Annotated in this window: 23 protein-coding genes; 7 read left to right on the top strand and 16 right to left on the bottom strand. The window is 72.7% G+C overall.

What is annotated here, in order from left to right; genetic code table 11:
- Positions 1 to 29 precede the first annotated feature (29 nt).
- On the top strand, positions 30 to 539 hold the full coding sequence (locus IE124_RS25180) for an SgcJ/EcaC family oxidoreductase (protein ID WP_189510465.1): 510 nt from the start codon (positions 30 to 32) through the stop codon (positions 537 to 539).
- A gap of 64 nt (positions 540 to 603) precedes the next feature.
- Positions 604 to 1,140: a GNAT family N-acetyltransferase gene (locus IE124_RS25175; protein WP_189510453.1), complete on the top strand. Its 537-nt coding sequence runs from the start codon at positions 604 to 606 to the stop codon at positions 1,138 to 1,140.
- A gap of 30 nt (positions 1,141 to 1,170) precedes the next feature.
- On the opposite strand, the gene IE124_RS25170 is transcribed toward IE124_RS25175, so the two are convergent.
- The 10 genes from IE124_RS25170 to IE124_RS25125 all read right to left on the bottom strand — a co-directional run bounded on the left by IE124_RS25170 (position 1,171) and on the right by IE124_RS25125 (position 12,097).
- Complete coding sequence (locus tag IE124_RS25170; RefSeq protein ID WP_189510451.1) at positions 1,171 to 2,622, bottom strand: sensor histidine kinase; 1,452 nt, start codon at positions 2,620 to 2,622, stop codon at positions 1,171 to 1,173.
- Complete coding sequence (locus tag IE124_RS25165; protein ID WP_189510449.1) at positions 2,619 to 3,326, bottom strand: response regulator transcription factor; 708 nt, start codon at positions 3,324 to 3,326, stop codon at positions 2,619 to 2,621. Before IE124_RS25165 ends, IE124_RS25170 begins: the two co-directional genes overlap by 4 nt.
- A gap of 237 nt (positions 3,327 to 3,563) precedes the next feature.
- A complete protein-coding gene (locus tag IE124_RS25160) occupies positions 3,564 to 4,049 on the bottom strand; it encodes an SAM-dependent methyltransferase (RefSeq protein WP_189510446.1) in 486 nt (161 codons plus the stop codon).
- A gap of 89 nt (positions 4,050 to 4,138) precedes the next feature.
- Complete coding sequence (locus tag IE124_RS25155; protein WP_189510442.1) at positions 4,139 to 4,594, bottom strand: hypothetical protein; 456 nt, start codon at positions 4,592 to 4,594, stop codon at positions 4,139 to 4,141.
- A 43-nt stretch (positions 4,595 to 4,637) separates the two neighbouring features.
- Positions 4,638 to 6,380: a tetratricopeptide repeat protein gene (locus IE124_RS25150; RefSeq protein ID WP_189510440.1), complete on the bottom strand. Its 1,743-nt coding sequence runs from the start codon at positions 6,378 to 6,380 to the stop codon at positions 4,638 to 4,640.
- Between the two features lie 243 nt (positions 6,381 to 6,623).
- Positions 6,624 to 7,301 (bottom strand): 4'-phosphopantetheinyl transferase family protein, encoded by a 678-nt coding sequence (locus IE124_RS25145; RefSeq protein ID WP_189510438.1) that lies wholly within the window; start codon positions 7,299 to 7,301, stop codon positions 6,624 to 6,626.
- 52 nt (positions 7,302 to 7,353) lie between these two features.
- Complete coding sequence (locus IE124_RS25140; protein ID WP_229832834.1) at positions 7,354 to 8,661, bottom strand: hypothetical protein; 1,308 nt, start codon at positions 8,659 to 8,661, stop codon at positions 7,354 to 7,356.
- 177 nt (positions 8,662 to 8,838) lie between these two features.
- A complete protein-coding gene (locus tag IE124_RS25135) occupies positions 8,839 to 10,275 on the bottom strand; it encodes a DEAD/DEAH box helicase (protein WP_189510434.1) in 1,437 nt (478 codons plus the stop codon).
- 283 nt (positions 10,276 to 10,558) lie between these two features.
- Positions 10,559 to 10,762, bottom strand: coding sequence for a cold-shock protein (locus IE124_RS25130; RefSeq protein WP_024760785.1), 204 nt, complete (start codon positions 10,760 to 10,762; stop codon positions 10,559 to 10,561).
- Positions 10,763 to 11,014: 252 nt separating this feature from the next.
- Positions 11,015 to 12,097: an AI-2E family transporter gene (locus IE124_RS25125; protein ID WP_189510432.1), complete on the bottom strand. Its 1,083-nt coding sequence runs from the start codon at positions 12,095 to 12,097 to the stop codon at positions 11,015 to 11,017.
- Positions 12,098 to 12,284: 187 nt separating this feature from the next.
- Here IE124_RS25125 and IE124_RS25120 point away from each other — a divergent pair, with 187 nt between their 5' ends.
- Positions 12,285 to 13,019: a hypothetical protein gene (locus IE124_RS25120; RefSeq protein ID WP_189510430.1), complete on the top strand. Its 735-nt coding sequence runs from the start codon at positions 12,285 to 12,287 to the stop codon at positions 13,017 to 13,019.
- Here IE124_RS25120 and IE124_RS25115 read toward each other — a convergent pair.
- The 3 genes from IE124_RS25115 to IE124_RS25105 are packed head-to-tail and all read right to left on the bottom strand — an operon-like array spanning position 12,991 to position 14,877.
- The gene (locus tag IE124_RS25115; protein ID WP_229832832.1) at positions 12,991 to 13,662 is read right to left on the bottom strand and encodes a 4'-phosphopantetheinyl transferase family protein; all 672 of its coding nucleotides are present in this window, start codon (positions 13,660 to 13,662) and stop codon (positions 12,991 to 12,993) included. The two genes, IE124_RS25120 and IE124_RS25115, sit on opposite strands and share 29 nt — an antisense overlap.
- A gap of 51 nt (positions 13,663 to 13,713) precedes the next feature.
- Positions 13,714 to 13,977 carry an acyl carrier protein gene (locus tag IE124_RS25110; RefSeq protein ID WP_189510427.1) on the bottom strand — a complete coding sequence of 88 codons (264 nt, stop codon included), beginning with the start codon at positions 13,975 to 13,977 and terminating at the stop codon, positions 13,714 to 13,716.
- Positions 13,978 to 14,019: 42 nt separating this feature from the next.
- On the bottom strand, positions 14,020 to 14,877 hold the full coding sequence (locus tag IE124_RS25105) for a class-II aminoacyl-tRNA synthetase family protein (protein ID WP_189510424.1): 858 nt from the start codon (positions 14,875 to 14,877) through the stop codon (positions 14,020 to 14,022).
- A gap of 448 nt (positions 14,878 to 15,325) precedes the next feature.
- Here IE124_RS25105 and IE124_RS25100 point away from each other — a divergent pair, with 448 nt between their 5' ends.
- Genes IE124_RS25100 through IE124_RS25085 form a run of 4 tightly spaced genes read left to right on the top strand, consistent with a single transcriptional unit; the run spans position 15,326 to position 20,967 of the window.
- Positions 15,326 to 16,507 (top strand): phytanoyl-CoA dioxygenase family protein, encoded by a 1,182-nt coding sequence (locus IE124_RS25100; protein ID WP_189510421.1) that lies wholly within the window; start codon positions 15,326 to 15,328, stop codon positions 16,505 to 16,507.
- Entirely contained in the window at positions 16,489 to 17,829 is a 1,341-nt protein-coding gene (locus tag IE124_RS25095) for a DUF6271 family protein (protein ID WP_189510418.1), read from the top strand. Before IE124_RS25100 ends, IE124_RS25095 begins: the two co-directional genes overlap by 19 nt.
- On the top strand, positions 17,823 to 19,610 hold the full coding sequence (locus IE124_RS25090) for a condensation domain-containing protein (protein WP_189510413.1): 1,788 nt from the start codon (positions 17,823 to 17,825) through the stop codon (positions 19,608 to 19,610). The genes IE124_RS25095 and IE124_RS25090 overlap by 7 nt, the downstream gene beginning before the upstream one ends.
- Before the next feature lie 7 nt (positions 19,611 to 19,617).
- Positions 19,618 to 20,967, top strand: coding sequence for an MFS transporter (locus IE124_RS25085; protein ID WP_189510788.1), 1,350 nt, complete (start codon positions 19,618 to 19,620; stop codon positions 20,965 to 20,967).
- Positions 20,968 to 20,994: 27 nt separating this feature from the next.
- Here the strand turns inward: IE124_RS25085 and IE124_RS25080 are convergent, their stop codons facing one another.
- The 3 genes from IE124_RS25080 to IE124_RS25070 form a co-directional block, all read right to left on the bottom strand.
- On the bottom strand, positions 20,995 to 21,690 hold the full coding sequence (locus IE124_RS25080) for a 2-phosphosulfolactate phosphatase (protein WP_189510410.1): 696 nt from the start codon (positions 21,688 to 21,690) through the stop codon (positions 20,995 to 20,997).
- A 76-nt stretch (positions 21,691 to 21,766) separates the two neighbouring features.
- Entirely contained in the window at positions 21,767 to 24,640 is a 2,874-nt protein-coding gene (locus IE124_RS25075; RefSeq protein WP_189510407.1) for a DUF5682 family protein, read from the bottom strand.
- The gene (locus IE124_RS25070) at positions 24,637 to 25,761 is read right to left on the bottom strand and encodes an ATP-binding protein (protein ID WP_189510403.1); all 1,125 of its coding nucleotides are present in this window, start codon (positions 25,759 to 25,761) and stop codon (positions 24,637 to 24,639) included. Before IE124_RS25070 ends, IE124_RS25075 begins: the two co-directional genes overlap by 4 nt.
- Positions 25,762 to 25,769 lie beyond the last annotated feature (8 nt).

Below are 25,769 nucleotides of genomic sequence, written 5' to 3'. Positions count from 1 at the left end.
GGTGACGTCCACTCGCAGCAGGAGCCCCGATGACACCCAAGTCCCGCATTCGTACCGCCCTCGCCGCCTCCCTGGCCGTGGCGACGCTCGGCACCTTCGCCGCCGGGGTCGGCGTGGCCGGGGAGGAGGACGGCAAGCAGCGCGGCCGGGCGGGTGAGCGGGAGATCGCCGCGCTCTTCGACCAGTGGAACGCGGCGCTCCTGACCGGTGACCCGGAGAAGGTCGCCGACCGGTACGCCGAGGACGCCGTACTGCTGCCGACCGCCTCCTCCCGGATCCGGACCGACCACGAAGGGATCACCGACTACTTCGCGCACTTCCTGCAGAAGAAGCCGCGGGGCGAGAAGCTGCGCTCCGTGATACACCTCCTCGACCGGAACTCGGCGCTCGACGCCGGGCTCTACCGCTTCCACCTCACCGACCCCCGGACGGGCGTCACCAAGGCGGTCGACGCCCGCTACACCTACCAGTACGAGAAGCGCGACGGCCGGTGGCTGATCGTCAACCACCACTCCTCGGTGGTCCCGGCCGAGAGCTGAGAGCTCTGCGTGTGAGCGATGACCCCGGTGACCGGCCCGCGGTCGCATGGATCACGATGGGGAGATGAACGAGAACACGAGCCCTGCCCCGTTCACCGTGTTACGCCTGGAGCGCTACACCCGAGCCGAGCAGGACGAGATCCTTGGCGCCGCCGATGACCCCTTCGGCGTCATGGAGGCCGGCCTCACGTGGCGGGGCAAGGACGAGCACTTCGGCATCCGGCGCGGCGCGCGCCTCGTCGCGCACGCGGGTCTGGTCCGCCTTCCGCTCGTGATCGACGACACGCCGACCGAGGTCGTGGGTGTCGGCGGGGTGGCCGTGGCCGCTGACGTACGCGGCTGCGGCCTCGCCCGTCAGGTCGTCTCCGCGGCCTTGGAGCACGCCCGCACGATGGGCCCCCGCCACGCTCTGCTGTTCTGCCGGCCGCCCCTGGAAGAGCTGTACGGCCGTCTTGGCTGGCACGGCCTCGATGTCGACGTCCTCGTCGAACAGCCCGAGTCACGGCTGGTCGTGATGCCCCTGCGCACGATGGTCATCCCGCTGCGCGATGACGCGGCGTGGCCATCGGGTCCCGTCCGCCTGCTGTCCTTGCCCATGTGACGGTCGACGACGGACCCCAGGACCGGACGATCAGGGTCGGAAAGGCCGCGGCCCCGGCCGTGATCGGCCGGACAGGTCCTGGCCCGCCGTCCGCAGCCCGATCCGTACGCACAGTCCGCCGCCGGGCGCGTCCCTCAGGGCGACCCGGCCGCCGTCGTCCGTCACCAGCTGCTTGACGATGGCCAGGCCCAGGCCGGATCCCGTGCGGCCGGTCAGGCCCTGGCCGCGCCAGAAGCGGTCGAAGGCGCGGGCCTGTTCGGCGGCGGACATGCCGGGGCCCTGGTCGAAGACCTCCAGGACCGCCTCCTCCGGGCCGCGCGTCTCCACCCGTACGGTGATCGTCCCCCGGTCAGGGGAGACCTCCAGGGCGTTGGAGAGGACGTTGTCGAGGACCTGGTCCAGATTGCCGGGCCCGGCGAGCACCCGGGGCCCTTCGTCGGCCGTGCCCGAGAGGACGATCGTCACTCCGCGCTCGTCGGCGGCGGGCCGCCACACGCTCAGCCGGTCCTCGACGAGCTCGCGCAGGGCGAGCGGCTCGGGCGCGGCCACCTTGGCCTCGGCGCGGGCCAGCACCAGCAGTCCACTGACCAGCCGGCTCATCCGGACGACCTCGGCGGTCGCCTGGTCCACGTCCTCCCGTACGCAGTCGTCCTCGACGCCGTCCGCGATGTTGTCGAGCGCGAGCCGCAGGGCGGTGAGCGGGGTGCGCAGCTGGTGCGAGGCGTCGGCGACGAAGATGCGCTGCGAGGCGACCAGGGTGTCGAGGCGTTCGGCGCCCTGGTTGAGCGTCCGGGCCAGCGTGCGCGTCTCCCTCGGTCCCGTGACGGGCGAGCGGGCCGTGAGATCTCCGTCCCCGAAGCGGCGTGCCATGTCGTTGAGTTGGCGCAGCGGCTTGGTCAGCAGCCGGGCCACGACGGCGCCGAGGCCGGCCGCGACCGCGAGCACCCCTATCGCGAGGACCGCCCGGAAGCCCCAGATCCGCCAGAGCCGGTCCGTCAGGTCGGCGGTCGCGTAGCGGATGCGCACGGCGCCCACGATCCGCGCCTCCTCCCCCGCCGGCGCCCGGACCGCGTGCCGCCCTTCGTACACGGGCACGGTGAGGACCAGCTCCGGCCCCCAGACGAGCGGGGAGCCCCAGTCGACCGTGGTCACCCCGCGACGCAGGGCCTCCCGGATCGCCGGGTCGTCGGCCGGGCTCGCGGGCAGCGGCAGCGGAGCCACCGCACTCCTGCCGTCGGCCGCCACCACCTCGACCGTGCCCGGTGTCTCGTCCGCGTACGCCCGCGCCATCCGGACGAGTGCCTGCCGGGCGGGCTCGTCCCCGTCGCCGAGCAGCAGCGCCATCGTGGTCGCCTCGCGCCGTACGGACTCCTCGGTGTCGCCCCGGAGTTGGGCGGTGAGGGTGAAGGCGACGGGCACGGTGAAGGCGGCGAGCGCGACGCCGACGAGTGCGACGTAACTGACGATCAGCCGTCTGATCACGCGCTGTCCCCCGGGGCCACGGGCCCGTCACCCGTCCCGTCCGGCGCGACGACCAGCCGGAACCCCACTCCGCGCACCGCCTCGATGGCCACGGCCCCCGCCAACTTCCGGCGCAGGCCGGCCACATGGACGTCCAGCGTCTTGGTCGGCCCGAACCAGTTGGCGCCCCAGACGGCCTCCATGATCTGCTCGCGGGACATCAGGGCGCCCGGCTCCTCCGTGAGGAAGGCCAGCAGGTCGTACTCCTTCGGCGTCAGCGCCACCTCGGCGCCGTCCAGCCGCACCCGTCCGGCCTTGCGGTCGAGGCTCAGCCGCGCGCCGTAACTCTGGGGCCCCGACGGACGGTTCTCGGGCCGTGCCCGTCGCAGTACGGCCCGGATCCGGGCGATCACCTCGCGCACCCCGAAGGGCTTGGACACGTAGTCGTCGGCCCCGATCTCCAGGCCGACGACCCGGTCCGTCTCGTCGCTGCGCGCGCTGATCACGATGATCGGCACGTCACCTCGGAGCCGCAGCGCCCGGCAGACGTCCAACCCGTCGGTGTCGGGCAGGCCGAGATCGAGGAGGACGAGGTCGTACGGGGTGGAGACGGCGAGCCCCGCGGCCCCCGTGGTCACCCATTCCACCTCGAACCCGTAGCGCAGCAGTCCGCGCCGCAGGGACTCCGCGATCGGCTCGTCGTCTGCCACCAGCAGTACACGCACAAGGGAAACCCTAGGGGGTGTCTTGTCGATCATGCCGGGCTCGCGGCGTCCGGCACGTCACCTCGCCGCGTTGCCGAAACGCCTGAATAGCTCCGCTATTATGCCGCTCCGGCGCCTTGCGATGCACCGCACCGGACGCCGCTCCCTGATCCGGCCTGATCGACGAGACACCCCCTGGTTCGAGTTCCGTGTGCGTCGGTTCACCGCCGGACGGCTGTCGAAGCGAGCGCCCACGCCTCAGTAGTAGCGGCGCATGATCTCGTCGGCCCACTCGGGCTGGGTGGTCGTGCCCTGGGGGCCGAACTCGGCCATGTACGGCTTGATGTCGAGGACGGGCGTGCCGTCGACGGCGTCCAGACCCTGTACGTGGAGGTCGAGGCCGTCGGTGCGGATGAGCCGGCAGCGCGAGACCCCGAGGCGGTTGGGGCGGTTCTTGCCGCGCTGGGCGAAGATCCCGACCAGCGGCCACTCCGTGTTGCCGCGCGGGTGGCGAGCCCCGGTCTGGACCGCGTCGGGCTGCACCCGGTCGAAGTGGTAGACGACCTCCAGGTGCGAGAAGGCGTCGAGGCCGGCCAGCGCCTCGGGGCCGAAGGCCTCCGCGTCGAGCCGGACCACCGACTCGACGTCGCCCCACTCGTCGTCGCGCACCTCCTGCCGTCCGCCGACGACGTGCCCGACCGGGTACGAGACGACGGTCTCGGGGGTGCTCTGTTCCTGTGCCATGGGGTTCCTCACTCCTCGCCGGGGGACGCCCTGCGTCCGTACATGATCACGACCGTACTCCCCCTCGGCCACGGGTGGTTGCGCGGCCGTCAGATCCCCCGCTCGTACCCCCGGGGGGCCTGCGGCGGATGCCAGAGCGCGTCGAGTCCCCAGAGTCCGAGGACGACGACGGCGAGGCAGACGAGCGCCGCCGCCCACGGGCGCAGGTGCCGGGTGGCCGCCGCCCAGGTCAGGGGCGGGAGAGCGAAGCCGCCGAGGAGGATCAGCGGCACCTCGACGAGGACCACGCCCCAGTCGGTGCCCTCGCCCTCGAAGCCACCGTCGTAGCTGTACTCGGCCCGGGGCACCGCGTAGGCGGCCGCGGCCAGGACGCCGGCGAGGGCCAGCACGCAGCCGGCGCTGCTCAGCAACAGCTCCTTGTCCCCGCCCGGCTCGCCCTTCTCGCCCGGTTCGCCCGGTCCACCCGGCTCGCCCAGGATTCCCCGCTCACCGTTCTCGTCGGACCCCTCGTCCTCGGCCCTCTCCGGCCGCTCCCCACCGCTCATGTCGGCTACGGACGCCGGCCGCCGCCGGACGGTTCCTCCTGCGCTACCTGCCCGGCTTCGGGGCGCGACGGCGCAGCTCCTCCGCCGCCCGCGCCGTGTCCTTCGCGGCTCCGCGGTGGCCCCGCTTCCCCAGGTACCAGGCGAGCCAGGCGAGGGAGTCGGCGAGGGCGGCGACGTCGTTGCTCGGATGGATCCGGTCCAGAGAACCCAGCAGCCGCACGGCCTCGGCCGTGGGGCGCACGACCTCCTCGGACCGGTCGACGCGGGCCAGCCTCAGCGCGAGGTTGGACAGGGCGTGGACAAGGCCCTCGAAGTGGCCCTCCGGGTCGCGCCGGTGCAGGCGACGCTGGAGGTCGACCGCCTGTTCCGTGACGGCGAGCGCCTCCTCGTGCCGGTCGCTGTCGGTGAGCCGGATGCCGAGGTTGTTCAGCGCCCGGGCGAGCTCTCCCTCGTACGTCTCCGGGTCGGTGTGGGCCAGCTGCCGGTAGAGCGCGACGGCCTCCGTGGCGGGCGCGACGGCGTCACTGTGGCGGCCGAGGACCGCGAGCCGGCTACCGAGGCTGTCCGCGGCCTCGGCGAGGAGGGGCCGGAGGGTGTCGGGTGCGGTGAAGAGGTGGCGTCGGCAGAGGTGGACGGCCTCGTCCGCGGCTTCCAGCGCCTCCTCCCGACGACCGGCCCAAGCCCGGACGAGGCCGAGGTGGTGCAGTGTCCGGGCCAGGGCGACGACGACTGCGGTGCCGCCGTCGGCGGCTGCCGAGCGGCCGAGGGCGGCGGCCTCGGCGAGGGTCTCCGCCGCGAGGTCCACCCGGCCGGAGTCCGCGAGGGCCAGACCGTGCGCGTTCAGCCGGTCGAGCTCGCCGAGCGGATCGACTCCCTCGGCTCCTTCCCGCTGGATCCCGCCGTCTTGGGTGACGCGGTAGCCGTGGCCCGTGAGGAGGTGGTCGAGGAACGCGCCGGCCCTGGGATCGCGCGCGGTGATCTCGGCGCGGAGCGCGGCCACTTCCTCGAGGTAGGGCCGGGCCTCCCCCGTGCGCCCGAGGCCGGTGAGAGTGCGGGCGGTCGCGAAGGAGACCGCCGCGTGCTCCGCGAGCTCCCCGGTGCCCCGCGCCCCGGCCGCACGTCCGGGGCCCGCGGCCCCGCTCTCGCGGTACGTGCCGACCGCCGCCCGCAGCGCGTCGAGGGCCTCCGTCCGGCGCCCCATCTCCCCCAGCTTGACGCCGAGGTCCCCGAGGACGGAGGCGAGCTCCTGGCGGCCCGCTCCGCTCGCCGGGTCGACGAGTGAGCGCCGTATCTCCACGGCTTCGGTGATGCGGTCGAGGGCCTCGTGGTGGTGTCCCGTCTCGGCGAGCTGGTTGCCGAGGTTCACCAGGGCGCCTGCCAACTCCGGCCGGGCGCCCTCGACATGTCGCTCCACGATCCCGCGCCAGAGCCCGACGGCTTCGCGCGCCACCGCACGCGCCTCCTCGCGCCGTCCCACTACTCCGAGGGCGAGGGCCTGACGCTGCGAGGCGACGGCAAGGCCGACGAGAGGGGGATCCGTCCCGTCACCGGCCAGCCCCCGGTAGATCCGGGCCGCCTCGCCCAGGACGCCGATCGACTCCTCGTGGCGCTCCGGGTCGCCCGCGAGCAGGGACCCCAAGGCGAGCAGCGCGTAGGCGAGTTCGGGGAGCGCGCGGCCGGGGTCGGCGGCCACCGCGCGCCGCAGCGCGGCCACGGTCCGCTCCGCCTCGCCCGTGGCGTCCGTCCCCGCACCGGTCTCCGGTGTCTCCCCGTCCCCGTACGGCATGGCGCTCCCCCTTGTCCGGAAGGATGGGAGAGCAACGATCCCCGACGCCCGTGAACTCCTGATGAACCGGCAGCCGGCCAGGCCGGGTTACCGGTTCACCCGAAGCCGGGGCGCCGGGGCGTCCGGGCGCCGGATCAGAGCGTCACCACGTCACCGCGTGACGCGTCACCACGTCACGCGTCAGGCGTCAGGTGTCACGCGTCACGCATCACGCGTCAGGCGTCAGGCGTCACGCGTCACGCGTCACGCGTCACGCGTCAGGACGATCGCCGTGATCACCAGGCCTCCACGGGCGATCCAGCGACCGCTGAAGTGCCCACGCGGGACGCCGTCGACCGTCGGACCGGGCACGAGCAGCCGGGCATCGAACGAACCCGCTTGTCCTTCCCCGTCGTCCGGGGTGAACTCGAGCACTGCCTCGTCGAAGTCCAACTCGCGCCCGGTCAGCGGGTACCAGGTCTTGAAGACGCTCTCCTTGGCGCTGAAGAGGAGCTTCTCCCAGGAGATCCCCGGCTTCCGGGCCTCCAGGGCGGCCAGGTGGCGGCGCTCCTCGGGCAGTGACACCACCGCGAGGACGCCGTCCGGCAGGGGCTCGGCCGGCTCGGCGTCTATGCCGATCGACACGACGTCCGCCGTGCTGGCCACCGCGGCGGCCCGGTAGCCCTCGCAGTGGGTCATGCTTCCCGTGATGCCCGCCGGCCACCGCGGCTCCCCACGCGGGCCCGGTGTCAGGGGGCCCTCGGGCACCCCGAACCGGGCCAGCGCGAGCCGCGCGCAGAGCCGGACGGTGGCGAACTCCTGCTGCCGTCGCTCGACCGACTTGACGACGAGCGCCGTCTCCTCGGGGAAGAGCGTGACCGGTTCGTTGTCGTCGAGCCGCCAGGCCGTGGCGACCGATCCGGGCACGAGCTCGCCGATCATGGTGTTCCCTCCGCGTGCGGGGTGATCACTGGATGGTGGTGGAACCGGACCGTCAGGCCGGGTTCTTCACGTCCGCGACGTAGGTCGCGCCGCCGAGGCAGTCGCGGACGGCGTAGCGGGGCGCGGCCGATCCGGTCCACCGGAGGAAGCCGGTGGCGCCGGTCGCGGACGTCATGTCGATGAATCGGCATCCGTCGTAGATCAGCTTGCCGGCGGTGGTGGCGGCGCTGCCGGTGGCGACCTGGTGCGAGCCCATCAGCGCGCAGTCCGTGTAGCGGACCGTCGGGCCGCGGTCGCCGTTGGCGTTGAAGGCGTACGTGTGCGTCACGGCGTCCGGCGCCCAGGACTTGAAGCTCAGCGCGGTGTCGTCGCAGGACACGAAGCTGATGCTGCCCTTGTACCAGCGGGAGTCGATCACCTTGTGGCCGAGGCCGCGCAGCTCGAAGCGGATGCCCTCGGCGTAGAGGCGCATCGTGGAGTCGGCGCGGGTGGGCGCGTCCGAGCTGAGCTGGAAGAAGGTGCCGTTGGAAGCGGCGTCCGTGAGGATGTAGGAGCCGCCGATGAAGTTCATCGAGCCGCCGCGGTTGTTCTTCACGAAGACACCGGACTGGTACTCGACCTTGCAGTCGCGGAACCAGTAGTTGAGGAACTGGTCCTGCTGGGTCGCGGCCGGGGTCATCCCCATGACGAGGAAGGCGTCGGAGTAGGAGCCGCCGACCTGGCAACGGTCCCAGCCCATCTCGCTGTTGAGGTTGGAGGTGGTGGCCGGGCCGTCGAGGCCGATGCCGCGCTTCCAGGCACCGCGCCACTCCACGTCGGTGTACCAGGTGTCCTGGACGCCGTAGGCGGCCGAGGAGTAGGCGTAGTTGAAGCTCGACGTGGCGTTCTCGCTGGTGAACGTCAGCCCGGAGATCCGGATGTTCTTGTAGCGCTGGTAGTTGGTCCACAGCGTGGTGTCGTCCGCGGTCGGTGCGTACACGATGCGGGACAGCCGCTTGCCGTAGCCGGTGATCGAGATGCCGTCGACGATGCCGCCGCCGCCCTCGCCGTTCACGTTGGGCAGGAGCGAGTCGGGCTGGGTCAGGAGGTAGGTGCCCGGCGGGATGACCAGCACCTTCTTCGGGACGGCCCCCGAGATCGGGTCCGGCTGGAAGGAGGCGAGCACCTCGGCGGCGGCCGCGCGGAAGGCGGCGTCGCTCGCGGTGGCACCCGTCGGGTCGGCGCCCTTGCTGATGACGTCGACGCTGTACGGGTCGTCGCCCCCGCCGGCGGCGTACGCCGGGCTTCCGCCCAGCGCCATGACGCCCGCCGCACCCGCGCCGGCCGTGGCCATTCCGCGTATGAGCGAGCGTCGGTCCATGTTCCCGGTCATTCGTAACCCCCCATATTCATGATCATGAAACAGACGGGACATACGACCACGACTCCGGCGCGGAATCAAGGGCGTTCCACCGCACAGGACCCGCCGGCGCGCGGCGTGCCGGGCGCGCCGCGGCCCTCTCCCACCCCTGGCGCGGCGCGCGACCGTCGCGGAATGTCAGGCGCCGCGCCGGATCCGGGCGGCCTGGCGGGCCTCGGCCTGCTTGCGGGCCTCGGCGGAGCGGCGGGACTCGTTCTTGGCGCGGCCGGGCTTCCCGGGGACGGTGCCGATTCCCCGGAAGGCCGCGCCGCGCTGGGAGCGCTCCGGGGTGACGGGCGCGTTGCCTCCGATGGCTACGCCGGAGGGGGCCTTGGCGCCGGTGATCCGGGTGAGTTCGGCCTCGCCCGAGCGGACCTGGGTGATCTTCGGCCGGATGCCCGCGTCCGCCATGAGGCGCGCGACGTCCTTGCGCTGGTCCTGCGTGACGAGGGTGACGACCCTGCCGGACTCGCCGGCGCGCGCGGTGCGGCCGCCGCGGTGCAGGTAGTCCTTGTGGTCGGCGGGCGGGTCGACGTTGACGACGAGGTCGAGGTCGTCGATGTGGATGCCGCGGGCGGCGACGTTCGTCGCGACGAGGACGGTGACGGCGCCGGTCCTGAACCGCTCGAGGGTGTGCGTCCGCTGCGGCTGCGACTTGCCGCCGTGCAGCGCCGCCGCCCGTACACCACTGCCGAGGAGGTGGCGGGTGAAGCGGTCGACGGCGTGCTTGGTGTCGAGGAACATCAGCACGCGGCCGTCGCGGGCCGCGATCTCGGTGGCGGTGGCGTACTTGTCGGGTCCGTGGACCTGGAGGACGTGGTGGTCCATCGTGGTGACGGCGCCGGCCGAGGGGTCGACGGAGTGGACCACCGGGTCGCTGAGGTAGGTGCGGACCAGCAGGTCGACGTTGTGGTCGAGGGTGGCCGAGAAGAGCAGGTGCTGCCCGCCGGGCCGCATCTGGTCGAGCAGCTCGGTGACCTGGGGCATGAAGCCCAGGTCGGCCATCTGGTCGGCTTCGTCGAGGACGGTGATCGCCACCTGGTCGAGGTGGCAGTCGCGGCGCTCGACGAGGTCCATGAGGCGGCCGGGGGTGGCGATGAGGACCTCGACGCCCGCGCGGAGCTCGGCGACCTGACGGTTGATCGACACGCCGCCGAAGACGGTGGTGATCCGCAGCTTCAGGGCCTTGGCGTACGGCTCGAGGGCGTCGCCGACCTGCTGGGCGAGCTCGCGCGTGGGGACGAGGACCAGGGCCAGGGGCCTCTTGGCGTCGGCGCGCCGGCCGGCCGTGCGGCTGAGGAGCGCGAGCCCGAAGGCGAGCGTCTTGCCGGATCCGGTGCGTGCACGGCCGAGGACGTCGCGGCCCGCGAGGGCGTTCGGCAGGGTCGCGGCCTGGATCGGGAACGGCGTGGTGACGCCGAGGTCGGTCAGCGTCCGCAGCACCTCGGCGGGGAGCTCCATGGCGCCGAAGGTGTCCGCGGGGGGCAGGGCCGGGGTGACGGTGGCCGGCGGCGCGAACTCCCCCTTGGAGGGGGCGGGGCGGCGGGTGTCGTTCGTGCGGTCCGAGCGGTTCATGGATGCCTTCCTTGATGCGGCGATCTGAGATGCGGCGCGTATCAAGGAATCCACGGCGTGAATGCGCCGGAAGAATTGCAGGAACGGGCCGAGAACAGTACCTGTACGGATCCGGGCGCATCCGTGCGGTGCGGTACCGCGTCATGGCATCCGGTGGGCGGAATGCCGGGGACCCGGCGGGCGGCGGCCTGCGGCCCGCGGGCTTCAGGCCCGGTAAAACGGCGACGGCCGGTGCCCCCCACCCTGGGGGTGGGGGGCACCGGCTACGTCAAGCGCGTCAAGCTTAGGCGGGGGTGATGTTCTCCGCCTGCGGGCCCTTCTGGCCCTGCGTGACGTCGAAGTTCACCTTCTGGCCTTCCTGGAGCTCACGGAAGCCGGAGGAGGCGATGTTCGAGTAGTGGGCGAAGACGTCCGGGCCGCCACCCTCCTGCTCGATGAAGCCGAAGCCCTTTTCCGAGTTGAACCACTTAACGGTGCCGGTAGCCATGCGATATCTCCTTCGAGGCATTACCCGGAATTCACACTGCGTGAATCCCGGCGTCGCCGCGATGATTGCCCCGTCCGGAAAAAGCACCGAAAACACAAAAAGTGCTCTGGCGAGAATGAACCCACCTAAGCACTTGAAGTCTATGGGAACCACAACTGCAACTGATAACTACTGTATCACGGAATGGGCCGGAGGGCTCTTTGGCACGGAACTTCTTCGGATTCCGCGTCGGACGGGCCCTCCGGAAGCCCGTCACATCGCCTCTGTGGCCCCGTCCCGCGCCGCCTCCCGCGCCTCGCGCAGCGCCGTGTGGACCGACCAGACCACGGACACCAGCGGCACGGCGACCACCGCGCCGACGATGCCGGCCGCGATCGAGCCGGCGATGACCGAGACGGCCACCACCAAGGGGTGGAGCCGTACGGCCCAGCTCATGACCAGCGGGTGCAGGAGGTGCCCCTCGATCTGGCCCATCACGACGATCAGGGCGACCACGATCAGGGCGACCAGCGGGCCCTGCGAGGCCAGCGCCACGACGGCGGCGACGGCGAGGGCGACGGGAGAGCCGATCAGGGGGACGAAGGCGGCGACGAACTCCAGGAGGGCGAGCGGGACGGCCAGCGGGACGCCGAGCAGCCAGAGCGCAATGCCGACCAGGATCGCGTTCACGGCGGCCACGAGCACGATGCCGTGCGTGTAGCCGGTGAAGGTCCGCCAGGCCGCGCGTCCCGCGATCCCCACCCGGCCCCGTGCCGACCTCGGCAGCTGCCCCTGGAACCAGGCCCACTGCCGGTCCCCCGCGTGGATGAAGAACACGGCGGAGAACAGCGCCAGGGCCAGGGTCGTGAAGACGGCCACCACATGGCCCGCGCCGCTCACCGCCTCGCTCACCAGGGCCGACCGGTGGCTGGACAGGAACTGTCCGATCCTCGCCTGTACGTCGCCGAGGGCCTCGGGGTGCAGGCGGAACGGCGGCCGTTCCAGCCAGTCCTCGATCCGGCCGACACCGTCCCGGAACTCGCGGACAAGCGTCGTCCGCTCCCCCGCGACGGCCTCGCCGACCAGCGTGAGCACGCCGAGGACGAGCGCGATGCCGCCGAGCAGGGTGAGTGCCACGGCCAGGGGCCGGGGCAGGCCCTTGGCGGCGATGTCGGCGACCGGGCGCAGCAGCGCGGTGATCACCAGGCCGAGGAAGAGGGCGACGCCGATCTCGTGGAAGCGGCCGAGGACGGCGAAGAGGCTGTAGACGAGCAGGCCGACGATCAGCAGCCGCCACGCGTACGCGGCGGCCGTGCGGAGGAACGGGGTCACCGGCGGTGCTGTGCCTGGCTGCATGGCGACGAGGTACCACCGGGGGCGCTCCGGGCCACGCCGGCGGCCCGACATTCGCCCGGTCAGCCGGGGGCGGACCCGAGGGTGCGGGCGGCGCGTCACGGAGCCGGTCGGGTCCCGTGTTCGAGTGATCGTCCGCTGCTAGTGTCCGGTACGGGGCGGGTGTCCCGTGCCGGGTGAGGAGGAGCCCATGAACGCCGCGGACGAAGGACGGCAGCAGCTGGACGCGGCGAGCGTCCTGAACGCCAAGAGGACGCTCCTCCAGCTCCTGGCCAGAGCCGGGGTCTGGTCCGGCGACGCCGAGGAGCTGATCGGGCTCGTGGAGGCCGGCGCCCTCGCCCTCGCCCACACCGAGATCGGCGCAAGCGGCCGGAGCGCGCCGGAGGGGAACGGCGAGCACTACGAGGCCGGCTGGCGCGACGGCACCCGGGCCGTCTCCGACGAACTCGCGGACATCGCCGAACGCACTCTGCGCCGGGCCCTCGCCCCCGACCCCACGGCGTCCTCACCGGACGACCGTTCTCCCGTCGGCCGGGCGGAGATGGAGCGGGCGAAGGTCGCGATCACGCCGCTCTACCTCTCGTACACCGCCGTCTCCGAGCTCGACCCCGACGCGACCGAGCAGGTGCTCACCGCCGTCCTGAGCACGATGAGCCCCCGGCAGCGCGCCGGGTACCCGGGGCGGCTGACGGAGTTCGCCACGGCCCATCACGCGCGCCTGGAGCGGCTGTACGCGGAGTACGGCCCCGGCAGCGCCATCGCGATCCACGGCCGCTACTCCCTCGTCCACTCCCCCACCAGCGTCGCCGTGCTGGAACGTCTCGCCGCGGCGCCGGCGGCGCTCCACGAGGAGTGGGACGCCGCCGAGCTGCCGCCGGCGTGGCTGGACGGCCTGCTCACCGCGTGGGGTCCCGCGGCCGCCTGATCCGCGGGGCGGGCTCCGGTCCGACGGTGAAGGTCGTGGCGGGGGCGGTGGAGGCCACCGCCACCACGGCCGACCTGTGACGGTCCGTCCATTCCAGGACGCGGAGATCTCCGTCGCCGGCCTTCAGCCGCGCTTCCGCGCGGACCCAGAAGCGGAGCAGGGCCGCGCCCGGGTCCGGGGCGTCGGCGGCCTCGCGGACGGCGGACTCGGGCAGGACCCGGGCGAGCACGGACAGCGGGCCCGGTCTGCGGGTGGCGGGCTCCACGTCGACTCCCACGGCGCCGGGGCCGACGGCCGCCCCGACGAGGCCGTCGGCGTGGCTCAGGCTGACGCCCACGCCGGGGTGGTCGTGGAGGTAGGGCCGGCCGTGGCCCGGCCGGTCGCAGTCGGCGCAGTACTGGGCCGGCGCCGACTCCTCCGGTGGTCTTCCGGTGAACCGGGCGACGCAGAGCCGCAGCAGCAGCCGCGCGGCCAGGACGTCGTCCCGGCGGCGCGGCATCCGTATCGCGGCGAGCCGCCGCAGCTCCCAGGGTTCGAGCAGTCCCTCGTGCAGCCGGGGGTGGGCAAGGACCTCGCCGGTGGTCGCGACGGCCGCCAGTGCCGTACGGCCGTCGCCGGTCATGGGTCGGGCCGGTGCGGTCATGGGTAGGCCGGTGCGGTCATGCGTGGACCGGTGCGGTCATGGGTGGGCCGGTCAGCCGGCGGCGGCGGCGCCGGGGGCCGCGGCCGTCGCGGAGGGGGTCAGGAAGCGGCGCTCCACGCGGCTGAGCGTGCGGAAGTCGTCGATGGTGACCTCCTGGAGGTCGATGGTGTCGCCGGAGATCTCCTCCAGCAGGTCGATGAACTCCAGGAAGTCCATCGAGTCGATGAGCCGGGCCTCGATGAGGTCCTCGTCGACGTCGATGGGGCCGTCGAGGCCGGGGTTCTTCTCGTGGAGCCACTCGGCGATGCGTTCCATGGTGCGGGTCACTCCCTGGTGCTGTGCGGGTTCGGTGGTGTCTCAGGACCGGGCGGCGAGGAGCCGGGCGAGGGCCTGTTCGGGGGTGCCGTGGGCGAGGATCATGGCGTGCACCCAGCGTTCGACCCCGAAGGCGACGCAGGCGCTGTACGCGGGCCCCTCGGCGCCCGCCCGGATGTCCAGCCGCTCGCCGAAGAAGTTGCGGTGCCGGTTCACGGAGGCAATGGCCGTGCCGTCCGGCGCGCTGAACTCGTGCTTGACCGGATCGAGCGCCATGAGGCGGGCCCGGGAGCCCCCGCGGTCGTAGAACGGGTCGTCGGCCGTGGCCCGGGTCAGGTCGAGGCCGAGGAGGCCGGCCAGTTCCTGAATGAACTCGGCACCGCGCTCCAGGTGTTCGACCGCTCCCTGCTTGGTGCCGAGGTACAGGACCTCGCGCATGTGGAAGCCCCACAGGCGGCGCAGCCCGTCGTAGTGGGTCTCGTTGCGGAAGCAGCGGCCGGTCGCGGAGAGGCGCAGCCCGTCCTCGCCGACGTCCCTGCCCTCCAGGGAGAGCAGGAGTCCGTAGCAGGTGGCGGAGGGGAGGAGGTGGCCGGTGGGGCGCAGCGGGAGCTCCGCCGGGTCCTCGCCGGCGGCCAGTCCGTCGAGCGCTTCGGGGGTGAACCGCCCGGCAGAGACTCCGAGATGGGGGAAGTTGCGGAAGTAGTCCAGCCGGGCCAGGCCTTCGACGGACAGCAGTGGGGGTCCGACGACCTCGGGGGCGGAGAGGCGGGCCGCCAGTCCGGCCAGCAGGGCGTCGAGGCCGTGCAGCAGGGCGGTGTGGACCGGGTCGAGCGTGAGCAGGCCCGGACCGGGGTTCTTGAGGCCGCCGTCCGGCAGGGCCGTACTGCTGGTTGTGCTCATGGGAACCGCTCCCTCTCAGCGTGTGCGAACAGTCGGGGGCGTAGGCGGGTGGGCAGGGCGACGATCAAGGGCGGGCGTGTGGTGGTGGCGGCCGGATCGGTTCGGTTCGGTCGGTTCGAACGTCCGGGAATGTGGTCGCCGTTGCGTCGCCGGCGAGTCGCCTTCGACCGGGCGCGGCGGTGCGTCCGGCCGGTGCCCCGCCGGGACCACGGCCTGCGAAAAGCCCCTGGAATCGGAGCCGCGCCATGGACCCTAGGCCAGCCCCGCACGCCTTGTCTAGACCAAAGTGGGCGGGTCGGCGCAGGTCGCCGAGTGTTCGTTTCGATCTTCCGGACAAGTCAACTGCGCATATCCAGCCGACGCTTGACAGCGGCTATGGTCTAAACCAATGCTGCTGCGTAATCGGCAGGAGGCCCCCTGGGGCCTGACCCCGTTCTGGAGGGACCCCATGACGACCCCCGCTCCCCACGGCCGCCCTCGCCGCCCCCGTCTGCACAGAGCGGCGTCGGACCTTCCGTACTTCAGCGCGGACGGCGAGTCCTATCTCGCACAGACCACCTTGCGGGAACTCAAGAAGTCCCGCCCCCTAAGGGTGCTGTCCGAGGAGGACTTCGCCCATTGGCAGGCGTACGGGTACGTCATCGTCCGAGAGGCGATACCGGCGGAGGACGCCCAGCAGCTCCTCGACTTCACCTGGGACTTCCAGGGGCTCGACCCGGACCGACCGGAAAGCTGGTACGAGGAAAGGCCGTTCCGCTCCGAACTGGACCAACAGCTGCACGTGTACGGCTTCGTCGAGGCGTACCACCACCAACTGCTGTGGAACAGCCGCCAGTCACAGCGCGTCTACGACGCCTTCGTCGACGTCTGGGACTGTGAGGAGCTGTGGGTCACGCTGGACCGGCTCAACCTCAACCCGCCCAACGTCGGCAACCGTGACCGGGCCCTGATCGAGCCCACGGACCGGGGCTTCGACATCGAGCTGCACTGGGACATCGACACGACGCTCGGCGTCCCGCCGCAGCGGGTGCAGGGAATCATCGCGCTCAACGACACCCGGCCCGAGACCGGCGGCTTCCAGTGCGACCCCGAGCTGTTCCGGCGGTTCGACGAGTGGAAGGTCGCCCAGCCTGCCGACCGGGACCCGCTGCGTCCCGCCGTGGACCGGACCGAGTTCCCCGTCCAACGGCCCGACCTCCACCCCGGCGACCTGCTGATCTGGAACGGCCTCCTCGCCCACGGCGTGGCGCGCAACGCCTCCGAGAACGGAGTGCGGGCCGTCCAGTACCTGTCGATGATGCCGGCGCTCGAGGAGCACGACAGGCTGCGACGCTCCCGCGTCGAGTCCTGGCGGCACCTGCGCACTCCCCGCTGGAACCGCACGCTCGTCGGCGATCCGGTGCTGCACGAGTCCAAGCGCTACCCCACGGCCGAACTGACCGGGCTCGGCAGCCGGCTCCTCGGGCTCACCTCGTGGCACGAGTCGGCCGAAGCCGGCGCGACGGCGGTCGGGGATTCCGGGGCGACCTCGGCCGGAGATGCCGGTACGAACGTGGCCGCGACCACCGGCGCTTCCGCGAGGGTTGGTCGGAGCGGGGACGGAGAACCGGCGTGCGCCGCGTCTGCCTGACCCTCCCCACCAACCGGGCCTGCTCCGAGACCATCAGCGCGGTCGCCGAGGAGGCCGCCTACGGCGCCCGCCGGTTCGGTGTCGAAGTGCACCTCCTGGTCCTGGACTCCTCCGAGGCGCCGGTGCTCGCCGGCCACCGGGCGACGGTGGCCGGTCTGCCGCCGGTACCGGGCGTGGTCGTCCACCACCTCGACGAGACCGAGCAGCGGACCTTCCTGCGGGAGGTGACCGCCGCATCGGGTGTTCCGGAGCCCGAGCGGGTGCTCGACCTGCTGCTGCCGTCCCGCTTGTCCTACGGCGCCTGCACAGACCGCGCCTTCCTGATCGCGGAGTCCCTGGGCTGCGCGTCGGTGCACCGCCGGGACTCCGACAGCCGCTACCAGTCCCGGTCCCCTTCCCGCTCCCCTTCCGGGCATCCGGACGAGGACGGACCGGTGTTCCCGATCCACCACGAGCTGACGTCCCTGGGGCGGCTGCCCGCCGACCTCGCCGGACGCGTCTCGCGGAGCAGGCTCGACCCCGCGCACGCGGACCGGCCGGTGGCCATGGTCGGCGGCTCCTTCATCGGCGAGATGTCCGTGGACGTCGAGGAGATCCACCGGCTCGACCCCGCCGTCTACGAGGACGTCATCGGTCTTTCGGTCCCCGCCGGCTATCCGGAGATCTGGCGCAGGAACCTCATCGCCGAGTCGTTCCGCGGCGCCGGGACCACCCCCTTCACCCGTGACCTCTCGACGCTCACCAGCATCGGCCCCACGCGCGTGGACATGTGCAACATCGCCTTCACGAGTGAGGTCTACAGTCGGGTGCCGCTGCCTCCCGCCACCGACACCATCGGCAGCGACTACTTCCTCATCCACCTGGTCCACGACGCCCGGCTGCCCGGCGTCCTCCACAACCGCCATATCGTCAACTTCCATACGAACGAACGCCGTTCCGACTCGGGATTCCTCGCCTACCACCGCCGGCTCGCCAAGTTCTTCCTTTCCACGCCGTACTTCGGCGCCGTGTACGACCGGATGGCCGCCGCGGGAGCGGAGCTGCTCGACAGCGACGGCCGTGTCCGCGCGGACGCCGTCGCCGGCTTCGTCAGGGACAGCACCCGCCTGGACCCCGCCGAGAACATCGAGCGGCTCGACGTCGTCGACCGCTCCTACCGCAAGCTCGGCGGCCGCTACGCCGGGGCCGCCGACGTCCTCGCCGCCGAGCGCGGACAGCTCCTCGACGAAGCCCGGTCCGACATGGCGGAGTTCGCCCTCCTGATCGACGCCTGGGGCCACCTGACCCGCTCCACGAAGTCCGTGAAAGGCATCACATGGTGAGTGAGCGAGACTCCTCGCGGCTCAAGGACACTCCCGCACCGGCACGCGCGGCCACTCTCACCGTGGCGTACGAGGGCGGCGAGGAGCGTCGGGGGCCCGTCACGATGGGGCAGGCCAACATGATCCGCTGCGTCCTGCGGGACGAGCCCGAGCACATCAACATCCACGACGTGTGGCCGACGCCCGCCGGGACCGGCACGGCGGCGGCCGTCGACGCCCTGCGTACCCTCGCGGTACGGCACGAGGGGCTGCGCACCACCTTCCCGCACGACCCGGGATCCGCTCCTCGCGAGCAAGTCGTGGCCGCCGCCGGGGCGTTCACGGTCACCGTCCTCGACCACGACGAACTGCCCGGCGATGCCGCCGTCTACGCGGAGTCGCTGGCGCGCGAGGCCCGTGGCGAGCGCTTCCGCCTGGACCGGGACTTCCCCCTCCGGGTGACCCTGGTCGCCCTCGACGGCGCGGTGGCGTACGCCGCCGTGGCGGCCAGCCATGCCGTCACCGACATCAGCGCCCTCGCCGTCCTGAAGGAGGAATGGCTCACGCTGTTGTCCGGCGGGACGCTGCCCGCGCTGACGGCTCTCACGCCCCTGGGCCTCGCCGCGGAGGAGGCGGCCCCCACCGGGATCCGCAAGTCCGCCGCGTCGCTGCGGTATTGGGAGCGGATCATCCGCACCGGACCGCAGGCCATGTTCGCGGAGCCGGGTGCCGGGGGCACCGAGGCCGCCGCCCCGCGGCTCACCCTGCGGTCGCGGCGGGGCGCCCGCGCCCTGGCGGCCGTCGCGGAGCGCACCGGCGGCCTCCCGGCGACGGTGCTGCTCACGGCCTGGTGCGCGCTCCTCGCGCACCGAGCGGGCCAGCCGGCCTGTGTGACCGCCGTCCCGACCGCCAACCGGCACGAGCCCAGGCTGACCCGCTCGGTCAACACCCTCTCGCAGGACGCCCTGCTCTGCCTCGACGTCCGGGTTCCGTCCTTCGACGTGCTCCTCAGCAAGGCCTGGGGCGCGGCGCTCAACGCCTACCGGCACAGCCGCTTCGACGCGGTGAGCCTGTGGGAGATGATCGACAGGACGACCTTCGAGCGCGGCAGCCGGTTCGCGCGCGACGTCGCCTTCAACGACGTGAGCACCCTGCCCACCGCGCTGCCGTCCTCGCTCCCCTCCGGCGACGAGACCGTCATCGGACCGGAGCTGGAGCTCAGTTGGGGCGAGGTGCAGGTGCTGCCGACGCGCGTCCTGACCTTCGTCCACGAGACGGACCCGCTGCTGCGGCTCGGCGTGTGGGCGGACCCCGCGCTGTTCCCGCGGGAGCAGGCAGAGGGCTTCGTCGTCGGCCTGGTACGTCTCCTGGAGGCGGCCGCAGTGGGGGACGTGCCACTGGACACGCTCAGCGAGGTGACGGGGGTCCGGCCTGTCGAGCGCGGCCCGGACTGGGAGCGGGTCGACGGCTCCTGGGTGTCGCCGCCCGCCGTGGCGGAGGCCCTGAGCCGGGCCCTCGACGGCGTGCCCGTACACGTCACGACGGCTCCCCCGCCGGACGGTGGGTCGCCGGACGGGGCAGCCGGGCCGGGGCTCACGGCGTACATCGCCGCCGGGGGCGGCCCGCTGACCCCGGCGGGGGCTCACGCCGCGTTCATGGACGTCCTCCCCGGCCGTCCCGGACTCCTCGCTCCCCGGCGGTACGTGATCGTCCAGGACCCGCCGGCGGAGGCCGACCTGAGCGACGCCTGGGTCCGGCAGCAGATTCTCTCGGAAGGGACCGGCCGGGACCGGCGGATGTGACATGACGATGGAAACCGATGGTGTGACCGTCCGGCAGGAGCCGGACACGCTTCCCAGCCCGTGGCGGTCGAGCCGCTTCCGGCTCTTCTTCACCGCCCGCAGCGCGTCCCTGCTCGCCGACGGCATGCTGATGGTCTCGCTCACGACCGCCGTCCTCGGCGCGGGCTACGGGGCCGCCGGCGTCGGATACGCGCTGGCCGCGTGGATGGCGCCGATCGTGCTGCTGGTCCTGGTCGGCGGAGTCCTCGCGGACCGGTTCACCCCGCAGGTGATGATGGTCGGCGCCGACGTGGTGCGCCTGGTGGCCATGCTCGCGCTCGCGGCGCTGCTGGCCGCGGGCGGGGTGCGGCTCTGGCACATCATGGCGCTGCTCGCGGTCAGCGGCGCAGCGACGGCCATGTTCCAGCCGGGCCTGGCGAGTATGGTCCCCCAGGTCGCCGAGGACATCCAGCGGGCCAACGCGCTGCTGCGGATATCCGAGGCGATATGCACCCTGCTCGGCCCGGGCCTCGCGGGGCTCCTGGTCGCCTACTGGGACGTGGCGGGCTCCTTCCTGGTGATCGCGGCGGCGTACGCGCTCAGCGCGCTGGGCCTCGCGCCGCTGCGGAAGCTGAGCACCGCCGAGGACGACAGCGCCGACCCGCTGTGGCAGCGGCTGGCCACGGGGTGGCACGAGTTCCGGTCCCGGTCCTGGCTGTGGGGTGTCATCGCCGTCTGGGCGGTCTACGGCCTTTTCGTCTTCGGCCCGGCGCTGCCGCTGGGCGCGGCGCTGCTCACGGAGCAGCACGGGGCGAGCGGCTACGGCTGGATCGCCTCGGCCGACGGGGCCGGCACGATCGTGGGCGGGCTGCTCGGTATGCGCGTCAAACCTCGTCGGCCACTCGTCGCGGGAGCGCTCGCCATGCTGTTCTTCTCGCTCAACCCCCTGGCCCCGGCCCTCGGCTGGTCGTTCACGCTCACGGCGGTCACCGGCGTCGTGGCCGGCTGCGGCTTCGCCTTCTGGGGGGTCATGTGGGCGACGAGCGTGCAGTCCCACATCCCGCTGGCCGTCCTCAGCCGTGTCTCGGCCTACGACATCGCCGGCTCCATCATGGTGATCCCGCTCGGCCGGGCGCTGGCCGGTCCGGCGGCGGAGTCCTTCGGGGCCGACCGCGTGCTGCTCTTCTCCGCCGTGACGGGTGTCGCGCTCCTGGGGGTCATGCTCTGCGTCCCGGCCGTCCGCGCGCTCGGCCGGGCTCCGGCGGTCGGCGGCCCGAAAAACCCGGCCGGTCCGGACGGCAGCGGTCCGGACGGCAGTGCACCGGACGGCAGCGGTCCGGATGGCAGCGGTCCGGGCGCCGGTGACGGAGGTCGCTGACGTCCGTCACCTGCCGTGGCCGGCTGCTCAGGCCTCGTCCGTCGGCGAGGAGACGGCCACCGGCCGCAGGACCATGAGCGAGTCCTCCACGGTCGCCACCATGGCGAAGGGGAAGCGGTCGAGCTCCAGGCAGAGGGCGACGTCGTCAGGATGAACTCCCTTGCGCACGCCCTCCCTCAGTTCGGCGGCGGCGCGTGACGTGTCGGCGCGGCGCAGGAACTCCGCCGCGCCGGTCTCCGTCTCGGTGACCCTCCGGGCGATGTACTGCGCGCACGCCAGGTCCTCGTCGGCCTGACCGTCCTCGCCGGTGACCACGAACGTGACACCCTCGCTCCCCCGGGCCCGCAGGACCCCGGCCGTGGCCTCCGCGACCACGAAACCGGCGCACAGCACCAGCGACGCGTCCTTGACCGCGAGGGCGCCGACCGTCCCCGCCGTGGTCTTCTGGACGACGGTCCGCCCGTCGAGGTCGAGGGAGCGCAGCAGGCCCGGGGAGTTGACGGCGTCGAAGCCGGCTGCGGGCGGACCGTCCTTGAGCGCGATCCAGTCCGGGTGACGGGACTTGAGCGCGAGGGCTTCGTCCAGCGACCCGGCGAGCACGATCTTCTCCGCGCCCCGGGCGAAGGCCCAGGCGGCCACCGTGTAGGCGCGCATGACGTCGACGACGACGGCCACGGAGGGGACTTCGGCCACTTCGGCGATGGAGAGGAAACGAGTGTCCATCCCTTCATGATCGCGTATGCCCGGGCCGGACCGCCCGGGCAGTGACGCGCATCACGTCAACGGCCTCGCGGGGGCGTCATGCGCCCGCGAGGAGGGCCGCCACCGCACGCGCCGTGTCGGGGTGGCGGTCCGTCAGGGACGGGCGGCGGGACGCGGTGCCCGCCGGCTCCCAGCCGTCCGCGCAGCCCAGCAGCTCCGCGAGCGCGTCGCAGGTCTCCGGGTGCGCCGGGAGCAGCGCCACGCCCCCTGGGGCCGTGGAGTCCGGACGGGTACGGGCCGCCGCGAGCGCCACCGGCTGCTGCCGCCAGGGCGGGACCCAGGCGTCCAGGGCGGCGAGCCGGGCCGGGAAGATGCGTCCCGCCTCGCGGATGAGCAGCGGGGCCAGCTCCGTCGCGTTCGACCGGAGCGTGGTGATGAGGACCGGCAGCCACGGCAGCAGGACGGCGTCCGGCAGCCGCCCGAAGGCGTTCGACACGGCCTCCACCACGACGTCGGCGAGTCCCGGCACCGGTTCGAGCGCGTGGACGAAACCGCTGAGGTAGCGCGGATAGGAGGGCACCACCAGGGGGTTGCCGAGGAGCTCGTCGCAGCGGGCCCTCAGCTCCGCCCGGGAGAGCGTGCCGAGCTGTACCTGCGCCGCCCACAGCAGCGCCGTCTTCGCAGGGTCCTGCGGGTGCGACTGCGCCACCGACAGTTCGAGCTGCGTCCGGTCGCAGCCCAGCGAGAGGGCCAGGCTCTCCATGCTGAACAGGAAGCCCAGCATGGCCGCCACCTGCCCGGCCGTCGCGTCCTCGTCCCGGAAGGCGGTCGGCAGCAGGGTGCAGTAGTGGGCGTAACCGGTCCGGACGAACGACTCGATCCACGGCGGCAGCACCGCTTCGCTCGTCCGGTAGTACGCGAGGAGGCCGCGGACCCTGCGCAGCACCTCCGGGGCCCCGTCCACCGTCCGCTCGGCGGCCAGGACCTCCAGGGCCCGGGTCCCCAGCTCCTCGGCGAGGCGTCGGCCGCCGAGGTACAGCGTCGCGTCCTCGACCGCCGCCAGGACCTGCGCGGTCGTCGCCTGCGGCCCGTACGCCGTGCGCCGCAGCCGCTGCTCCAGGACCTGTTCGAGGCTCACGCCCTCGTAGCCGAGCTCGATGAGCGCGCGCTGGTGGGTGCCGAGGGACAGGTCCCACGACTCCTGGATCGAGCGCTCGCCGAGCCGCCGCTCTCCCATGATGGGCCGGGCGGCACCCGGCGGCATCAGCCGGCGGAGCATCCAGAGGACGTCGGAGCAGGCCCGGAGGTCCGGCTCCGAGGCCATGTCGAGGAGGGCGCGGCGCACACCGCGCTGCTCCAGATTGAGCGCCAGCGGCGCCAGCCGGTCGTACACGTCGCGCGCGAGGGGCGGCAACGCGTCGTAGCCGACCTGGCCGATCCGGTCGCCGCCCATCATGATCTCGACGAGGCGCCGCACGTCCCGGCGCCCCGGCACCGAGTCCTTCTCGATGCAGGTGACGGCCGCGTCCTGGAAGTCGTACGGCGTCGGCTTGGCCCGGTCCCGCATTCCGGCGAGCAGGATCGACGTCTCGAAGACGGCGATCGCGTCGGCCGTCGAGGCGAGGTAGCCACTGCGGCGGGCCGCGCGGACGATGTCCACGGACCAGCCGAGCAGCTCGGCCTCGTCCAGGGTGTCGACGACCGGCGGCCGGCGCAGGAAGCCGGAGAGCCGGTCCTCCGCGCCCACGGGCACGACGGGGACGGCGGCCTTCGCGGCCGTCTTCGTCGGCGCCGGCTTCTTCGCGCCGGCCTGGCCTTCGAGGCGGTACGGCTTCACGCGGGTGCGCTTGAGGTTCTTCGCCCACTGCGTCGCGGCGATCGACACCGATCCGGCGGCGAGGCCGAACTGCGCCTCGATCGCGGTGTGGCTCGACGGGATCAGCCCGTACTGCCAGGTGGTGGCGGTCCGCGGGGAGATCGTGAAGCCGGTGGTGCCGTCGGCGCCCGTGGTGCCGTCCACACCGAACTCGTCGACGCGGCTCGCGGCGTGGAAGGCGCCGCACACGTAGAGACAGTCCGCCGGGTCGGTGCCGGTCGCGGTCAGGTGCTCGCGCATCCGGGTCCACATGTAGCGCTCGCGGTCCTCGTCCACGCGGACCCGGTCGCCGTCGCCCGGGGCGAGCCGCCGGAACAGGCTGCCGATGAGGAACATGACCTGGCGGTAGGTGTCGTGATCGCTGTCGCCGAGCGGGACCTCCACGTACTGGTGCCACCACTCCGACCAGTGGCGGACCTTGCCGTGCCGGAGCAGGTGCTCCTCCAGCTCGGCGAAGCGCGGCCGCAGGTCGCCGATCTCGACGCCGACGGCCTCGCCGTGGAGCGCCGCCTCGGCCTCGGCGGCCTTCGTCGCGGGGGCCGCCGTGCCCGCGGCGCCCGCCGGAGCCGCCGTGTCCCCGTCCGTGCCGTCCGGGGCTCCTGACCGGTCGTGCCGGGTGTCCCACTGGAAGACGTGGTCGGAGGAGCGGTCGACGAGGACGAGCTCCACACCGGGGGTGTCGAGGGCGTACGCGATGGCCTGGTACTCGGCGGAGGCCTCGGTGATCGGGGCGACGACGGACAGCGGGGCCCAGTCGGCCGGGAAGCCGTCGATGTCGCCGGCGAACGCCTGCACGGCGACCGGCAGCCGGCAGTTGCGCAACTCGGTCAGGAGCGGCGCCATGTCCTCGCACAGCTCCAGGTACACGACCTTCGGCTGCTTCTCCCGGAGCCGGCGGGCCATGGCGAGTGCCGACGCGGGCGAGTGGTGGCAGACGGGGAAGATCTCCAGGGGTTCGCCGGCCGCCCGGTCGACGTCGTCGACCATGCCGAGGAGGATGCCTTCGAGGGCGTCCCCTCCCCCGGCGAACTCGGCCGCCGCCTCGTGGAGTTGGCCCCGCAGCGCGGCGAACGGGGTCTCGGGGGCCGCGCTCATGCCAGCTTGGCGATCGCTTCGCGGCCGCCCTCCAGGAACTCGGGCCAGGAGCCACCCTCCTCCTTGCCGCGCGGCTCGACGACGCCGTGCAGGTACTTGTTGAGGATGGCGAGGTCCTCGGGCTCGCGGCGGGCGAGGGAGCCGACGAGCGAGGCGGCGAGGGTACGGGCGGTCAGGGCGCGCTCGCCGAAGAAGTTGCTGTGGAGGACGGCGTCCTCCAGTACGCCGATCTGTTCGGCGGTGGACAGCGCGGACTCCAGCTTCTCGTCGTCGCTGCCGGCCGCCGCGGAGGAGGCGCGGAGGTCGGCGAAGCTCTGGAGGAGGACGTCGAGGAGGGTGGGCGGCACGTCCAGGTCGATCTGGTGGCGGCGGAGCAGTTCCTCGGTGCGGAAGCGGACGATCTCGGCCTCGCTCTTCTTGTTCGTCACGACCGGGATGCGGACGAAGTTGAAGCGGCGCTTGAGCGCGGACGACAGGTCGTTGACCCCCCGGTCGCGGCTGTTGGCGGTGGCGATGATCGAGAAGCCGGGCTTGGCGAAGACGATGTTGTCGCCGCCGCCGTCGCTCTCCAGCTCGGGGACGGAGACGTACTTCTCGGAGAGGATCGAGATGAGCGCGTCCTGGACGTCGCTGGTGGAGCGGGTCAGCTCCTCGAAGCGGCCGATGGTGCCGGACTCCATCGCGGTCATGATCGGCGAGGGGATCATCGACTCCCGCGACTGGCCCTTGGCGATGACCATGGACACGTTCCACGAGTACTTGATGTGGTCCTCGGTGGTGCCCGCGGTGCCCTGCACGACCAGGGTCGAGTTTCGGCTGATCGCGGCCGCGAGGAGCTCGGCGAGCCAGCTCTTCCCGGTGCCGGGGTCACCGATGAGGAGCAGGCCCCGGTCGGAGGCCAGGGTGACGATGGAGCGCTCGACGATGCTGCGGTCGCCGAACCACTTCTGGGCCACCTCCCGGTCGAGGCCGTCGGCGCGCTCGGAGCCGAGGACGAAGAGGCGCACCATCTTCGGGGACAGCCGCCAGGAGAACGGCTTGGGGTTGTCGTCGATCGATTCCAGCCAGTCGAGTTCCTCGGCGTACTTGATCTCGGCGGGGGCGCGGAGCAGTTCGGACATGCGAAGGG

It is taken from the genome of Streptomyces narbonensis (genome assembly GCF_014649015.1).
Classification (GTDB): domain Bacteria; phylum Actinomycetota; class Actinomycetes; order Streptomycetales; family Streptomycetaceae; genus Streptomyces; species Streptomyces narbonensis.
Note: the sequence above shows the minus strand (reverse complement) of the source record. Positions and strands in the feature narration are given on the sequence as shown.

Excerpts from the sequence above, each read along its gene's own strand:
- IE124_RS25180 (WP_189510465.1), top strand. The coding sequence starts at position 30 with ATGACACCCAAGTCCCGCATTCGTACCGCCCTCGCCGCCTCCCTGGCC.
- IE124_RS25175 (WP_189510453.1), top strand. The coding sequence starts at position 604 with ATGAACGAGAACACGAGCCCTGCCCCGTTCACCGTGTTACGCCTGGAG.
- IE124_RS25160 (WP_189510446.1), bottom strand. The coding sequence starts at position 4,049 with ATGGCACAGGAACAGAGCACCCCCGAGACCGTCGTCTCGTACCCGGTC.
- IE124_RS25155 (WP_189510442.1), bottom strand. The coding sequence starts at position 4,594 with ATGAGCGGTGGGGAGCGGCCGGAGAGGGCCGAGGACGAGGGGTCCGAC.
- IE124_RS25150 (WP_189510440.1), bottom strand. The coding sequence starts at position 6,380 with ATGCCGTACGGGGACGGGGAGACACCGGAGACCGGTGCGGGGACGGAC.
- IE124_RS25145 (WP_189510438.1), bottom strand. The coding sequence starts at position 7,301 with ATGATCGGCGAGCTCGTGCCCGGATCGGTCGCCACGGCCTGGCGGCTC.
- IE124_RS25140 (WP_229832834.1), bottom strand. The coding sequence starts at position 8,661 with ATGGACCGACGCTCGCTCATACGCGGAATGGCCACGGCCGGCGCGGGT.
- IE124_RS25135 (WP_189510434.1), bottom strand. The coding sequence starts at position 10,275 with ATGAACCGCTCGGACCGCACGAACGACACCCGCCGCCCCGCCCCCTCC.
- IE124_RS25130 (WP_024760785.1), bottom strand. The coding sequence starts at position 10,762 with ATGGCTACCGGCACCGTTAAGTGGTTCAACTCGGAAAAGGGCTTCGGC.
- IE124_RS25125 (WP_189510432.1), bottom strand. The coding sequence starts at position 12,097 with ATGCAGCCAGGCACAGCACCGCCGGTGACCCCGTTCCTCCGCACGGCC.
- IE124_RS25120 (WP_189510430.1), top strand. The coding sequence starts at position 12,285 with ATGAACGCCGCGGACGAAGGACGGCAGCAGCTGGACGCGGCGAGCGTC.
- IE124_RS25115 (WP_229832832.1), bottom strand. The coding sequence starts at position 13,662 with ATGACCGCACCGGCCCGACCCATGACCGGCGACGGCCGTACGGCACTG.
- IE124_RS25110 (WP_189510427.1), bottom strand. The coding sequence starts at position 13,977 with ATGGAACGCATCGCCGAGTGGCTCCACGAGAAGAACCCCGGCCTCGAC.
- IE124_RS25105 (WP_189510424.1), bottom strand. The coding sequence starts at position 14,877 with ATGAGCACAACCAGCAGTACGGCCCTGCCGGACGGCGGCCTCAAGAAC.
- IE124_RS25100 (WP_189510421.1), top strand. The coding sequence starts at position 15,326 with ATGACGACCCCCGCTCCCCACGGCCGCCCTCGCCGCCCCCGTCTGCAC.
- IE124_RS25090 (WP_189510413.1), top strand. The coding sequence starts at position 17,823 with ATGGTGAGTGAGCGAGACTCCTCGCGGCTCAAGGACACTCCCGCACCG.
- IE124_RS25085 (WP_189510788.1), top strand. The coding sequence starts at position 19,618 with ATGGAAACCGATGGTGTGACCGTCCGGCAGGAGCCGGACACGCTTCCC.
- IE124_RS25080 (WP_189510410.1), bottom strand. The coding sequence starts at position 21,690 with ATGGACACTCGTTTCCTCTCCATCGCCGAAGTGGCCGAAGTCCCCTCC.
- IE124_RS25075 (WP_189510407.1), bottom strand. The coding sequence starts at position 24,640 with ATGAGCGCGGCCCCCGAGACCCCGTTCGCCGCGCTGCGGGGCCAACTC.
- IE124_RS25070 (WP_189510403.1), bottom strand. The coding sequence starts at position 25,761 with ATGTCCGAACTGCTCCGCGCCCCCGCCGAGATCAAGTACGCCGAGGAA.